12 protein-coding genes are annotated in these 12,564 nt (G+C 78.9%); 3 read left to right on the top strand and 9 right to left on the bottom strand.

All coding sequences use genetic code 11. The features are described 5' to 3' along the window. The first annotated feature begins 471 nt into the window (after positions 1–471). Entirely contained in the window at positions 472–1,266 is a 795-nt protein-coding gene (locus WA616_RS00060; RefSeq protein ID WP_336026167.1) for a TetR/AcrR family transcriptional regulator, read from the top strand. Between the two features lie 43 nt (positions 1,267–1,309). Continuing rightward, positions 1,310–2,011 (top strand): hypothetical protein, encoded by a 702-nt coding sequence (locus tag WA616_RS00055; protein WP_336026165.1) that lies wholly within the window; start codon positions 1,310–1,312, stop codon positions 2,009–2,011. A gap of 67 nt (positions 2,012–2,078) precedes the next feature. Here the strand turns inward: WA616_RS00055 and WA616_RS00050 are convergent, their stop codons facing one another. From WA616_RS00050 to WA616_RS00020, 7 genes are all read right to left on the bottom strand, one after another. Further along, the gene (locus WA616_RS00050; RefSeq protein ID WP_336026163.1) at positions 2,079–2,795 is read right to left on the bottom strand and encodes a methylase; all 717 of its coding nucleotides are present in this window, start codon (positions 2,793–2,795) and stop codon (positions 2,079–2,081) included. A 135-nt stretch (positions 2,796–2,930) separates the two neighbouring features. Beyond that, entirely contained in the window at positions 2,931–4,865 is a 1,935-nt protein-coding gene (recN, locus tag WA616_RS00045) for a DNA repair protein RecN (protein ID WP_336026161.1), read from the bottom strand. Further along, positions 4,840–5,991 carry an NAD kinase gene (locus tag WA616_RS00040; RefSeq protein WP_336026159.1) on the bottom strand — a complete coding sequence of 384 codons (1,152 nt, stop codon included), beginning with the start codon at positions 5,989–5,991 and terminating at the stop codon, positions 4,840–4,842. The genes recN and WA616_RS00040 overlap by 26 nt, the downstream gene beginning before the upstream one ends. Further along, the gene (locus WA616_RS00035; RefSeq protein WP_336026157.1) at positions 5,988–6,785 is read right to left on the bottom strand and encodes a TlyA family RNA methyltransferase; all 798 of its coding nucleotides are present in this window, start codon (positions 6,783–6,785) and stop codon (positions 5,988–5,990) included. The genes WA616_RS00040 and WA616_RS00035 overlap by 4 nt, the downstream gene beginning before the upstream one ends. Beyond that, positions 6,785–6,997 carry a hypothetical protein gene (locus WA616_RS00030; protein ID WP_336026155.1) on the bottom strand — a complete coding sequence of 71 codons (213 nt, stop codon included), beginning with the start codon at positions 6,995–6,997 and terminating at the stop codon, positions 6,785–6,787. Before WA616_RS00030 ends, WA616_RS00035 begins: the two co-directional genes overlap by 1 nt. A 184-nt stretch (positions 6,998–7,181) precedes the next feature. After that, positions 7,182–8,303 carry an HAD-IIA family hydrolase gene (locus WA616_RS00025; RefSeq protein WP_336026153.1) on the bottom strand — a complete coding sequence of 374 codons (1,122 nt, stop codon included), beginning with the start codon at positions 8,301–8,303 and terminating at the stop codon, positions 7,182–7,184. Beyond that, the gene (locus WA616_RS00020) at positions 8,300–8,755 is read right to left on the bottom strand and encodes a tetratricopeptide repeat protein (protein WP_073419651.1); all 456 of its coding nucleotides are present in this window, start codon (positions 8,753–8,755) and stop codon (positions 8,300–8,302) included. The genes WA616_RS00025 and WA616_RS00020 overlap by 4 nt, the downstream gene beginning before the upstream one ends. Before the next feature lie 93 nt (positions 8,756–8,848). Between WA616_RS00020 and WA616_RS00015 the strand changes: the two genes are divergently transcribed. After that, on the top strand, positions 8,849–10,162 hold the full coding sequence (locus WA616_RS00015) for a DUF1015 domain-containing protein (RefSeq protein ID WP_336026148.1): 1,314 nt from the start codon (positions 8,849–8,851) through the stop codon (positions 10,160–10,162). Between the two features lie 11 nt (positions 10,163–10,173). Here the strand turns inward: WA616_RS00015 and WA616_RS00010 are convergent, their stop codons facing one another. After that, positions 10,174–10,533, bottom strand: coding sequence for a single-stranded DNA-binding protein (locus tag WA616_RS00010; protein WP_336026147.1), 360 nt, complete (start codon positions 10,531–10,533; stop codon positions 10,174–10,176). A 99-nt stretch (positions 10,534–10,632) separates the two neighbouring features. Further along, entirely contained in the window at positions 10,633–11,499 is an 867-nt protein-coding gene (locus tag WA616_RS00005; protein WP_336026145.1) for a hypothetical protein, read from the bottom strand. Positions 11,500–12,564: the final 1,065 nt, after the last annotated feature.

The following is a 12,564-nucleotide window of genomic DNA, read 5'->3' as shown; positions in this document are numbered from 1 at the left end:
CGTCTCCTGGGCCCGGCTCCGTCGCAGGGTGCCGATGCGCATTGACCGATGCTCCCACGCACGCCTGGAGGGGCCGACCTCCGACGCGCATCGGCGACGACCTGCTCACGGAGGGTGTCCGACACCACGGACAGCGCGACACGCCCGGCGCGTACGCCCCACCCGCACCGCCGACACCGCCCCGATCGCTGTCTAGCGTTCGTCGCTGTGACTCGTGGGGCTCCAGCCGTCAGCGTCCCGGCGACCCGACCCGGGGCCGCGGACGGGGGCGCGGGCGGGAGCTCGGGCGGGGGCGTGGGCGGGAGCTCGGGCGGGGGCACGGAGGGGACCGCAGGCGGGGGCGTGGGCAGCGGCTCGGCGCTCGTCCGCGCGGTGCCGGGTGCCCGCCCGGCGCCGGCCCCGGCCACGTCCCCGGCCACGTCCCCGGCCACGTCCCCGGCCGCGTCCCCGCGGGGCCCGGCCGCTCCCCCGGTGGACCGGACCCCGCCCGCCGTCGAGGCGCCCGCGCCGGCCCCGCCGCCCGCCGTCGACGCCCCCGCGCCCTCCCCGCTGGCCGCGCCGCCGGGCGGCCGGCCCGCCCCGGAGCCCGCGGACGGCGGCCGCGCGGCCCGGCGTCGTGAGCGGCGGGAGCGGCGCGGCCCCGGCGTCCGGGAGCGGCGCCGGCTGGAGACCCACGACCGGATCGTCGAGGCCGCCGCGGCGCTGTTCGCCGAGCGCGGCTTCGACGCGGTCAGCGTCGTCGAGATCGCTCAGCGGGCCGGCGTCGTCGAGAAGACGGTGTTCAACCACTTCCCGGTCAAGGAGGGGCTGGTGCTGGCCACCGACCCGCCGATGCGCCGGGCGCTGCTGGCCGCCGTGGCCGGCCGTCCGGCGGGCGAGTCGGCGGCCGCCGCGGCCGGCACGTTCGTCGTCACGGCGATGACCTCGCTGGGCGATCCCGAGGCCGCCGCCGGGGTGGCCGCGATGGCGCGCATCGTGCGCGGCTCGCGGACCCTGCAGGCGCGCGAGCGGGAGATCCTCGGGGAGATCACCGCGGCGCTGGCCGCGCAGCTCCGGGAGGAGACGGGGTCCGACGACGGCTCGGTCGAGCCGGAGCTCACCGCGGCGGCGGTCACCGCGCTGTACGGGCGGCTCCTGGAGCTGGCGCGCGACCGGGTGCTGGCCGGGGTGACCGGGCCGGAGCTCGGCGCGGAGCTGCGGGCCGCCGGCCGCCGCGGGCTGTCCCTGCTGCAGTTCGGCCTGGCCGGGTACGCGAAACGCCGCTGACGGGGAGTTCCGGAACGGGGCCGCGTCTGCCAGGGTGCGCGGCGTGCGCCTGCGCCGGTCTGCCCTGCTCGTGCCCTGCGCGGTGCTGGCCACCTCCGGCTGCGCGCTGCTGACCGCCGTCGCCACCCCGGACGAGGAGCCCCCGGTGGCCGTGCCGGCGCCGACGCCGTCGGTCCACGCCCCGCCGCCCGGGCCGGTCGAGGTGGGCGCGGCGCGGCTGTCCGACCGCTCCGGCGACCTGCTGTTCACCGCGTCGGTGCGGGCGACCCGCTCGCCGGTGTCGGTCGGCCTCCCGCCGCTGCCGGGGTCCTTCGCCGCCGACTGCGCGCTGCCCGACGACGGCTCGGTGCGCTCCCTCGTCGTCGAGGTCGGGTTCGCGAGCGACTCCCCCGCCATGGCCGGGCTGGCGGCGACCGTCGAGCTCACCGCGGCCGACGGCGGTGCCGCACGGGCGGGCACGGCGGTGTTCGTCGCCTCCTCGGCGCCGGGCACCCGCTGGTGCCAGGACGGGACGACGTCGCCCAGCCGCGACGGCTTCGGCCTGTCCGCCGGGGCCGGGGGCGACGCCTCGGCGAGCGTCCACGTCGTCGCGCGCGACGCGGCGCCGACCAGCGACCTGGTGCTGCGGATCTCCGGCCTGCGCAACGAGGCGGGCTCGAACGCCACCGGGCCGTGGGACCGGGTGACCGTGGCCGCCGGGGCCTGCGCCGACGACCCGGCGGCGCTCTGCGTGCCCCTGGGCTGAGCCGTCAGGTCCCGAGCCGTCAGGTCCCGGAGCCGTCGGGCCCCGGAGCCGTCGGGCCCCGGAGCCGTCAGGCCGGCAGCTGCAGGGCGTGCAGCAGCTGCTCGCCGCGGTCACCGGGGAGGTCGGGGTCCCGGGTGAACAGGGCGACGGCGACCATGTACTCGTCGTCGCCGGCCCAGCCGCGGCCCTCGGCGACGATCCGGCGGATCTGCTCGCGCACCTTCGGCTCGCTGCTGTAGGGGCCGTAGTCCAGGCCCATCGCGAGGAAGTTGACCACCCGGTAGCCGAGGTCCGCGGCGGTGCCCACGGTGGTGACCGGGTCGGCGTAGCTCGCGACCGCGGTGACCACGTGGTCGTAGCCGGCCTTGAGCAGCTGCAGCGTCAGGTCGTTGCCGCGCTCCCCGCCCCACAGCTCGGGCATGAGGATGTCGCGGTCGGGCGCCGGGATGTACGGCGGGTTGGAGATCGCCGTGGTCACCGGCTCCCCGCCGGCCGCGTCGGCCTGGTCGAAGAAGTCGCCCAGCTCGACGGTGTAGCGGTCGGCGACGCCGCGCTCGGCCACGTTGGCCCGCGCCTTGCGCACCGAGTCCTCGCTGATGTCGTAGCTGCGGATGCGCAGGCCGGGCAGGCCCGCGACGACGTCGGCGATCGCCGAGGCGTCACCGGTGCCGAGCTCCACCACCGGCGCGGACTCCCAGCCCAGCTGCTCCCGGTACTGCTGCAGCAGCATGCAGACCGAGAAGCCGTAGTGCGCCGACTCGTCGGCCGAGCTGAAGCAGCTCATCGGGCGCCGCCGGCGGGACGTCGGGAGGCGGTTCGGGACGGGGCATCGGTGCGCACACCTCAGGCCTACCCGGCGACCGCGATCGACACTCCTGCGTTCCGTCACCCGATCGCCCACGACCGAGCGGCGCGGCAACTACTCCGCTCGGGCGGTGGCGGCGACGGCGAGCAACTCCCGGGCGTGCGCCTGGCCGGTGTCGCTGTCGGCGAGGCCGGACAGCATCCGGGCCAGCTCGCGCACCCGGTCCTCGCCGTCGACGGCGCGGATGTCGGTGGCGGTGACGCCGGCGGCGGTGTCCGGGGACTTGTCGACGACCAGGTGGGTGTCGGCGAAGGCGGCCACCTGCGCGAGGTGGGTGACGACGACGACCTGGTGGTCGCGCGCCAGCCGCGCCAGCCGCCGCCCGATCTCGCCGGCCGCCTGCCCGCCGACGCCCGCATCGACCTCGTCGAACACCATCACCGGCACCGGGTCGGCGCCGGCGAAGACCACCTCGATGGCCAGCATCACCCGCGAGAGCTCACCGCCGGACGCCCCGCGGTGCACCGGCCGCGGCGGAGCGCCGGGGTGGGCGGCCATGAGCAGCGCGACCTCGTCGATGCCGTCGGCGCCGGGCTCGCCGGGGTGACTGTCGATCGAGAAGGACACCCGGGCGCTCTTCATCGCGAGGCCCGCCAGCTCGCGGCCCACCTCGGCGGCGAACCCGTCGGCGGCGGCGCGGCGGCCGGCGGAGATCCGGCCGGCGAGGTCGTCGACCTCGGCGCGGGCGGTGTCGCGGGCGGCCTCCAGCGCCTCGAGCGCCTCGTCGGAGACGTCGAGCGTGGACAGCTTGGCCCGGGCGTCGTCGGCCCAGGCGAGCACCCCGGCGAGCCCCTCGCCCGGGTCGGCGTACTTGCGCACCAGAGCGGTGAGCGCGGCCCGCCGGTCGAGGACCTCGGCCAGCCGCGCCGGGTCGGCGTCGAGGTCGGCGACGTAGCCCGCGAGCTGGACGCTGACGTCGGACACGACCGCGACGGCGTCGGCGAGGTCGCGGGCCAGGAGCACCAGCGCGGGGTCGTCGGTGGAGGACAGCGCCCGCTCGGCGGCGGCCAGGGCGGCGGTGGCGTCCTGCGGCAGGCCCTCGCCGCCGAGGTCGCCGGTGACGTCGCCGACCAGCGCCGTGCGCGCCTCGTCGACGGCGGCCCGCAGCGCGTCGGCGTCGCCGAGCCGCTTGGCCTGCGCGTCGAGGGCCTCGTCCTCGCCGGGCTCGGGCGCCAGGCCCTCGATCTCCTCCAGGCCGTGGCGCAGCACCTCGGCGGCCTGGGCGAGCTCGCGGGCCTGGCCGCGGCGGCGGTCGAGGTCGGCCGACAGCTCGCGCCAGCCGGCGTAGGCGGCGCGGTAGGTCTCCAGCAGCTGCAGGTGCGCGGGCCCGGCGTAGCGGTCGAGGGCGTGCCGCTGCTCGGCGGGGCGCGACAGCCGCAGCTGGTCGCTCTGCCCGTGCACGGCGAGCAGGCCCTCGGCGAGCTCGGCCACGACGCCGACCGGCACGCTGCGCCCGCCCAGGTGCGCCCGGGACCGGCCCTCGGCACTGACGGTGCGGGCGAGGATGAGCGACCCGTCGTCGTCGGGCTCGGCCCCGGCCTCGGCGGCGCGCTCCCACACCGGGGAGCCCTCCGGCAGCTCCAGGCGGCCCTCGACGCCGGCCCGCCCGGTGGCGCGCACGCGGCCGGGGTCGGCGCGGCCGCCGAACAGCAGGGTCAGCCCGGTGACCACCATCGTCTTGCCCGCGCCCGTCTCGCCGGTGACCACGGTCAGGCCGCGGCCGAGCTCGAGGGTGACGTCGTCGATGGCGCCCAGGCCGCGGATGCGCAGCTCGGTCAGGCGGCCCCGGCCGTGCGGCGCGCGGGGCGCCGAGGTCCGGCCGTCGCCGGCGGGCGCGTCCCGCCCGGCCGGCGTCGCGCCCTGGGCGGGGCGGGTGTCCGCGGCCGGCGCGGTGCCGGCCGGGGCCGCGCCGTCGGGGGCGTTGTCCGCGGGCGCCGAGGTGCGCCTGGCGCGGGGGCCGCGCTCACGCGTCGGGGTCCGCGGAGCCACCGCGCACCTCCTCCCGTGCCGGGCCGCGGCCGGGAGCCGGCGGCAGCGACACCACGTCGCGGGCCAGCACGTTGCGGGACGGCGTGAGCTCGTGACCCGGGTCGTGCCGGCGCACCTCGCGGAAGCCGCGCACGGGCAGTCCGAACTTGGCCACCAGCCGGTCGCCGAAGGTGGCGGGGTGCACGCGGGCGATGCGCACGGGCCGGGCGGCGCGCCGCACGTCGACGCGGCCGCCCTCGGGCACGTCGAAGGCGCGGCGGCCGTCGGCGGACACGCGGGCACGGTTGCCGTCGGGCGGGATCGAGACCGACAGGACGGCGTCCGGCGAGGTCACCAGCGGCCGGGCGAACAGGGCGTGCGCGTTCGTGGGCACGACCAGCATCGCCTCGACGTCGGGCCACACGACCGGACCGCCGGCGGAGAAGGCGTAGGCGGTCGAGCCGGTGGGCGTGGCGAACAGGACGCCGTCGCAGCCGAAGCTGGTCAGCGGCCGGCCGTCGACGGAGATGATGACGTCGAGGACGCGCGAGCGCTGCGCCTTCTCCACCGACACCTCGTTGAGCCCCCAGGTGCCGCCCACGACCGCGCCGGTGGCGTCGATGACGTCGACCTCCACCGCCAGCCGCTTCTCCACCGAGTACTCGCAGCGCTCGATGGCCGTGAGGGTCTCCTCGACGGCCTCGGGCTCGGTCTCGGCGAGGAAGCCGACCCGGCCGAGGTTGACGCCCATGAGCGCGGCGTGGCTGTAGCGGGCGAGCTCGGCGGCGCGCAGGAAGGTGCCGTCGCCGCCGAAGACCATGACGATCTCCGCACCGCGGGCGGCCTCGGCGTCGGGGGCCACCACCTCGGCACCCTCGATGCCCAGGTCCTTCGCCTCGTCCTCGAGGACGCGCACCGTGATGCCGGCGCGCGCCAGCCGCGCGGCGGAGCTGCGGGCCAGCTCGACGATGTCCTCCCGCCCGGTGTGCACGGCGAGCAGCACGTGCCGCGTACCCCCGGGACGCCATCCGCCCTGCCCGGCCTCGCTCATCGGTCCTCCCTGCTCGTCGCTGTCCTCCGGCGGCTGCTGCGGCCGCGTCCCGTCCCAGCGTCCCCCGGGATCGCCGCCCGCGCCCGGCCCGGTCACCGCGGCCCCTCCTCGACGGCGCGGACGACGTCGGCCTCCTCCGGCGGCGGCGCGTCGCGGCGCAGCCACAGGAAGAACTCGACGTTGCCCGACGGCCCTGGCAGCGGGCTGGCCACCACCCCGGCGGTGCCCCAGCCCAGCTCCGCGGCCGCGCGGGCGACGGTGAGCACGGCGTCGGCGCGGTGCGCCGGGTCCCGCACGACCCCGCCGGCGCCGAGCCGCTCGCGCCCGACCTCGAACTGGGGCTTGACCATGGGCAGCAGGTCGGCCTCCGCCGTCGCGCAGGCGGTGAGCGCCGGCAGCACCAGGCGCAGCGAGATGAACGACAGGTCGGCGACGACCAGCTCGGCCGGCCCGCCGACGTCCTCCGGCGTGAGCGTGCGGACGTTGGTGCGCTCGTGCACCCGCACCCGCTCGTCGGTGCGCAGCGACCAGGCGAGCTCGCCGTAGCCGACGTCGACGGCGACCACCTCGCGCGCGCCGCGGGACAGCAGCACCTCGGTGAAACCGCCGGTGGACGCGCCGGCGTCCAGCGCGCGGCGGCCGGCGACCTGCACCGGGAACGCCTCGAGGGCGCCGAGCAGCTTGTGCGCGCCCCGGGACACCCAGCGCTGCTCGTCGGGGTCGGTGCGCACGACCACCGGGGTGGCGGGGTCGACGCCGGTGGCCGGCTTGGTGGCGGCCTGCCCGGCCACGGCGACCCGCCCCTCGCTGATCAGCGCGACGGCGTGCTCGCGGGAGCGGGCCAGGCCCCGCCGCACGAGCTCGGCGTCGAGTCGGCTGCGGCGCGGCATCAGAGCTGGTCGATCGTGGCGAGCTCGCGGGCCAGACGGTCGTGCTCGGCCTCGAAGACGGCCACGTGCTCGGCGACCGGCCGCTCGTCCAGGCCCCCGAGCAGGCCCCCGAGCAGGCCCTCGAGCACCGACGCGGACGCGCGGGCCGGGTCCGCGGCCGGACCGGGCCGCGGCGGGCCCGGGACCGGTCGCGGTCGGCTCGGCTCGGTCATCGCGGAGACCTTCCGGGAGAGAGGGAGGAGGCCGGGCGGGCGTCCCGGAGAGCGGGGGCCTCGGCGGAGGGGACGCGGTGTCCCCGGGCCGCGAGACTACCGGCCGGGGACGACACCGCCGCCCACCCGCGGGAGCCGGCCGGTGCTCCCGGGGCCGCCCCGCAGGACGCCCTCCCGACCCTCCTCACCGCGGCTCCAGGTCCCAGCCGGCCAGCGCTGCCCGGGCGCGCTCGTCCCCCGCCCGCACCCGGACGCCGTCGGCTCCGCTCTCCCGCGACCAGGCCGCCACGCACAGCGCCCGCAGCCCGTCGAGCCCGTCGCCGTCCCGGTCGTCCCCGTCCGGCTCGGCGCTGTCCGGCTCGGCGCTGTCCGGCTCGGCGCTGTCCGCTGTGCGCAGGACCAGCGTGCCGTCGCCGTCGGCGGCCGCCACCCAGCCGCCACAGCGCCAGCCGCCGTCCGCGGCCGTGACCGGCGGATGCGCGACCAGCACGCCCCGGGCGTCGGGTGCGAGCAGGTCGGGCCGGTGGTCCGGGCGGGCGGCCAGCAGCGTCGCCGGCCCGGTGACGCCGCTGAGCACCAGCAGGCTCGCGGCGCCCGCGCGGTGGCTGCCCTCGATGTCGGTGTCCAGGCGGTCGCCGACCACGAGGGGCCGCTGTGCCCCGGTGCGGCGCACGCACTCGGCGTGCATCGCCGGGTCGGGCTTGCCGGTGACCAGCGGCTCGACGCCCGTGACGTCCCGCACCACCCCGACCATCGCCCCGTTGCCCGGCAGCGGCCCGCGCGGTGAGGGGATGGTCGCGTCGGCGTTGGTGGCCACGTGCCGGGCACCGCGCCGGACGGCCACGACCGCCTCGGCGACCTGCAGCCACCCGACCTCGCGGCCGTAGCCCTGCACGACGGCCACCGGCTCGTCCTCGGCCCGCTCGACCACCGTCAGCCCGGCCGCGCGCAGGGCCGCCGCCACCCCGGGGCCACCGACCGGGAGCACGCGCGCGCCGGCGCCGAACGTCTCGGCGACCACCGTGGCCGCGGCCTGCGAGCTGGTGATCACCTCGTCGGGGACGGCCGGCACGCCGAGCTCGCTGAGGTGCGCGGCCACCTCCTCGGGCGGGCGGGCCGCGTTGTTGGTGACGAACCCGAGGCGCATGCCGGCCGCGCGGGCGGCCGCCAGCCCCTCCGGGACCCCGGGCACCGCATCGGGGCCGACGTAGACGACCCCGTCGAGGTCGAGGAGCGCCACGTCGAAGAGCTCGGCCGGCGGGCGGGTGCTGCCGGCGGCCAGCGCCGGCGGGCGTCCGGTGCTCACGCCGCCCCCGGCCCGGAACCGCGGCGGGCGCGCACGCCGCGCAGTGCACGGGCGTAGTGCGGCAGGTCCGGCCGCATGGCGACCGCCAGGGCCAGGTGCTCGGCCGCCGTCTCCAGGTCGCCGGCCCGGCTCGCGGCCAGGCCGAGGCCGAACTGGGCGTAGTCGTCGGTGGGGTTCACGGCGGCCAGCTCCCCGAAGCTGTCGACGGCCTCCCGGTAGCGGCCGGCGTCGTACTGCGCGCGGGCGAGGGCCTCGAGCACGCTCCGCGAGCCGGGCTCGGCCTCGGCGGCGCGGCTGAGCAGCGTGGCCGCGGCGGCCGGGTCCCCGCTGCCCAGCAGGTCCAGCCCCCGGCGGTACCACTCGTAGACCCCGCCCTCGGGCCCGGTGCGGCCGGCCGCCCCCTCGGGCGTGGTCTCCGCCCCGGCGTCCTCCGGCGGTCCTGCTGTCGACACCGATGCCCTCCCGATCTCCCGCGGTCGCCCTCGCCCGCCCCCGGTGACCGGTCGCGTCGGCGGGCCGGGGACGGCGGCTCCTACGATCCGGTGGTGCAGTCGTCGCCGGCGGGTCCCCCGCTCCCCGTCGCGACGGGGCTCGACGTCCGGCCCTTCCGGGCTCTCACCTACCGGGAGCAGGACCCCGGGCACCTGGCCCGGGTGAGCTCGCCAGCCTACGACCTGGTGACGCCCGACGGCGCCGAGCGGCTGGCGGCCGCCGACCCGCACAACATCGTGCGCCTGATCCTGCCCGGGGGCACGTCCGGTCCGGGGACCGCCGGCGCCGGTGGCCCGGTCGCGGCCGGGGACGTCGCCGCCCGCGCCGCCGCCACCCTGCGCGACTGGGAGCGCGATGGCGTCCTGGTCCGGGACGGCGAGCCGGCCCTGTGGCGCTACGAGATGCGGCCGGCGGCGGGGACGCCGACGGTCGGCTGGCTCGGCGCCGTCGCGGTGTCCGCCGCGGGCGGCCGGGCGGTGCTGCCGCACGAGGACACCTTCCCCGCCGCCGTCGAGGGTCGCCGCGCGCTGCTCGCGGCGACCGCCACCGACCTCGAGCCCATCGTGCTGGCGCACGACCCCGAGCCGCAGGTCGCGGCCCTCACGGCCGCCGTGGCGGGCGCCGCCCCGGACCTGCAGGTCGTCGACGACGACGGTGTCGCGCACCTGCTCTGGCGCGTCGCCGATCCGGACGTGCTGCGGGAGCTGACCGGCGCACTGGGCCGCACCGGCGCGGTGATCGCCGACGGGCACCACCGCTTCGCCGCCGCGCAGGCCCTGCACCGCACCCATCCCGACGGCGACTGCCGCGTCCTGGCCCTGCTCACCCCCATGGGCACCGGCGGGCTGCGCGTCGAGTCCATCCACCGGGTCGTGCCCGACCTGGAGCTGCGGGAGGCCGCCGACGCCGCCGCGCGCGGGTTCACGGTCGCCGAGGTGCCCGTCCCCGGCGGACCCGGCGCCGTGTCCGCCCACGTGGCGTCGCTGCTGCCCGACCTCGACGGGTTCCTCGTCACCGACGGGGAGCGCCTCCTGCACCTGACCGGCCCCAGCGCAGAGGTGCGCGCCACGGTGCCGGCGGAGGCCCCGCCGGCCTGGCGCGGGCTCGACGTCGTGCTGGCCACCACGGGCCTGGTCGGCGCCATGTGGGGCCGCAGCGACGAGCCGGGGTCGCTGCTCGTGGCCCACAGCGTCCCGGAGGCGCTCCGCCTGGCCGGGGCGCGGTCGGGGGTGGCCGTGCTGCTGCGCCCGCCCTCCCCCGCCGACGTGGCGGCCGTGGCCCGCGCGGGCGCCCGCATGCCGCGCAAGTCGACGCTGTTCGTGCCCAAGCCGCGCACCGGCCTGGTGCTCCGCCCGCACGGCGGCTGACCCGCGGGCGATCACGCCGTCCGGGCGCCGCTGCCGGCCGACGACCGCGGCACCTTCCGCCCCCGGCGGCAGTTGACCTCGCACACGGAGGCGGTGCCGGCGCCCGTGCGCCAGAAGCGCCGCTGCAGCGCCCCCTCCACCTCCACGACGTCACCGGCCTCCCAGGCGGCGACGCGGCGCTGCAGCGCCCGGTCGTAGGTGATGCAGGTGAGGACGTCGACCGAGGACCCGCGCGCCCGCGGCTCGGGCCGGCGGACGACGAGCCGGAAGGTCACCAGCGGGTCGCCGCTCGGCAGGGTGCGGAGCTCCGCGGGAGCCGAGAGGCGCCCGCGGAGCACGACGTCGTTGCGGTCGATCACAGCCACGCTCATGACGGCAGCGTGCGGCCGCCTCCTCCCCGGCGGTGGGCCGACAGGGTGGCTGTGGACGGGAGACGCCGGTGTGGACGGCGCCGCGGTGACTGTCGGCGGTCAGTGCCCGGGCTGGTCCCCCGCCGGCGGGTCGACCTCACCGAGCAGCTCGGCCACCTCGCGCTCGACATCGGACTCGAAGTCGAGCTCGTCGCCCGCGTCTTCCGCGTCGTCTGCGTCGTCGCCGAGAGCCGCGTCGCCGTCCGAGTCGTCCTCGTCGTCCGCGTCCGCGTCCTCGTCGCCGTCCGACACCGCTGCCTGAGCGGTCGGGGCCGGCTCCGGCTCGTCGTCCACCGCCAGCTCGGCGAGCGGGACCTCCTCCTCGCCGAAGGCGATGTCCTCGGCCTCCGGCTCGGCGGCGGTGACGACCTCGCGCCACGCGTCCGCGGACGGGTCCCCGGACGCCGCGAGCAGGTCGGCGTAGGCGGAGGCGAGGCGCAGGGTGCCCTCGTCGCGCAGGTCCACCCGGCCCGGGGCCGGGCGGCCGCCCAGGGCGCCCTCGAGCACCAGCCGCGCCGCGGCGACCTCGCCGAGGTCCTGGCGCGCCCCGGCCTCGACGAGCTGCAGCTCGACGGTCTCCTGGCGGTCCGGACGGTCGGCGAGTGCCTCGCGCACCAGCCGCAGCGCGACCTCGGGCCGGCCCAGGGCCCGCTCGCAGTCGGCGAGGACGGCGCGGTAGCCCTCCTCGCCGCTCATCCGCCGGTAGGCCCGCAGCTCGCGGGACGCCTCGGCGTAGTCCCCGGCGTGGTACGCGGCGACGCCCACGGCCTCCCGGACGACGGCGAGACGCGACGCGCGGTCACGGGCGGCACAGGCGTGCGCCAGCGCGAGCTCGGGGTCCTCGTCGACGAGCGTCCCGGCGACGACCAGGTGCTTGGCGACCTTCTCCGCGTTGCGCGAGTCGAGCCCCCGTAGGGCGGTACGCACGGACGGGTCGAGCTCGCGCGGGTCGGCCCAGTCGGGCAGGTCGGGACCGGGCGTGGCCGGCGGGGTGCGGTCGCGGTCCGGGCGGGGACGGCGGTCGTCGGTGGGCCGGCGGTCGCGCCAGTCACGGCCCCCGGCGCGGTCGGGCCGCCCGCCGGCACCGCGCGGCTCCGGACGGCCCCTGCCGCCCTCGTAGCCACCGGCGCGTGCGGGACGCTCCCCCTGCGGACGCCGGTCCCGCCACTCGGGGCGCGCGTCGCCGTCCTGGCGCCGCGGACGGTCCTCGTACGGCCGGGCGCCGCGCGCGGCGTCGTCGCGGCGGGCCGGACGTCCGCCCTCGACGCGGTCGCCGCCCGGGCGACGGTCCCTCCAGCCACCGGCGGACCGGTCCCGGCCCGGGCCCACGTCGCTGCGACGGTCCTGCCACGAACCCGACGACCGCTCGCCCTCCGGACGCCGGTCGCGCCAGCCTCCCCCTCCCCCGCCGGTGGGGCGGCGGTCCTGCCGGTCGCCCGCCGGGCGGTCGCCGCCGGGCCGACGGTCGCGCCAGTCCCCGGAGGACCGGGCCGGACGGCGGTCCTGACGGTCGTCCCCGCTGCGGTCGCTGTCGGGGCGCCGGTCCCGCCAGTTGCCGCCGGCGCGGTCGGTCCCCGGACGGCGGTCGCGCCAGTCCCCGGCGCCGCGGCTCCCGGCGACCGGGCGACCGGCGCGGTCACCCTGGGGACGGTCCCCGCGGGCACCCTGAGCGCCGCGGGCGGACCCGCCCTCGCGGCCACCGCTGGTTTCGTCACGTCGGGAGCCGTCGCCGCCCGATCCGCGTCCCGCAGCCGAGGGGCGCCCACCCGATCGCGGACCCTGGCGGTCGTCGCGGCCGGATCGGCCCTGCCCGCGACCGTCCTGGCCGTCGGGCCGGCCACGGCCGGCGGAGCCTCGTCGGGGAGATGTCATGGAGTCCTGAGTACCTCGTACGGCGGGGAGCACTCCCGTGAGCGCTCCGTGGGATGGGATCTGCGGACAACGCACGAAAACGGGGGCCGGAGCCAATGGCTCCGACCCCCGTCTCGAATG

Origin of the sequence: Geodermatophilus sp. FMUSA9-8, from assembly GCF_037034165.1 — a bacterium.
Lineage (GTDB): Bacteria > Actinomycetota > Actinomycetes > Mycobacteriales > Geodermatophilaceae > Geodermatophilus > Geodermatophilus nigrescens.
This window is presented reverse-complemented; position numbering and strand designations above follow the sequence as displayed.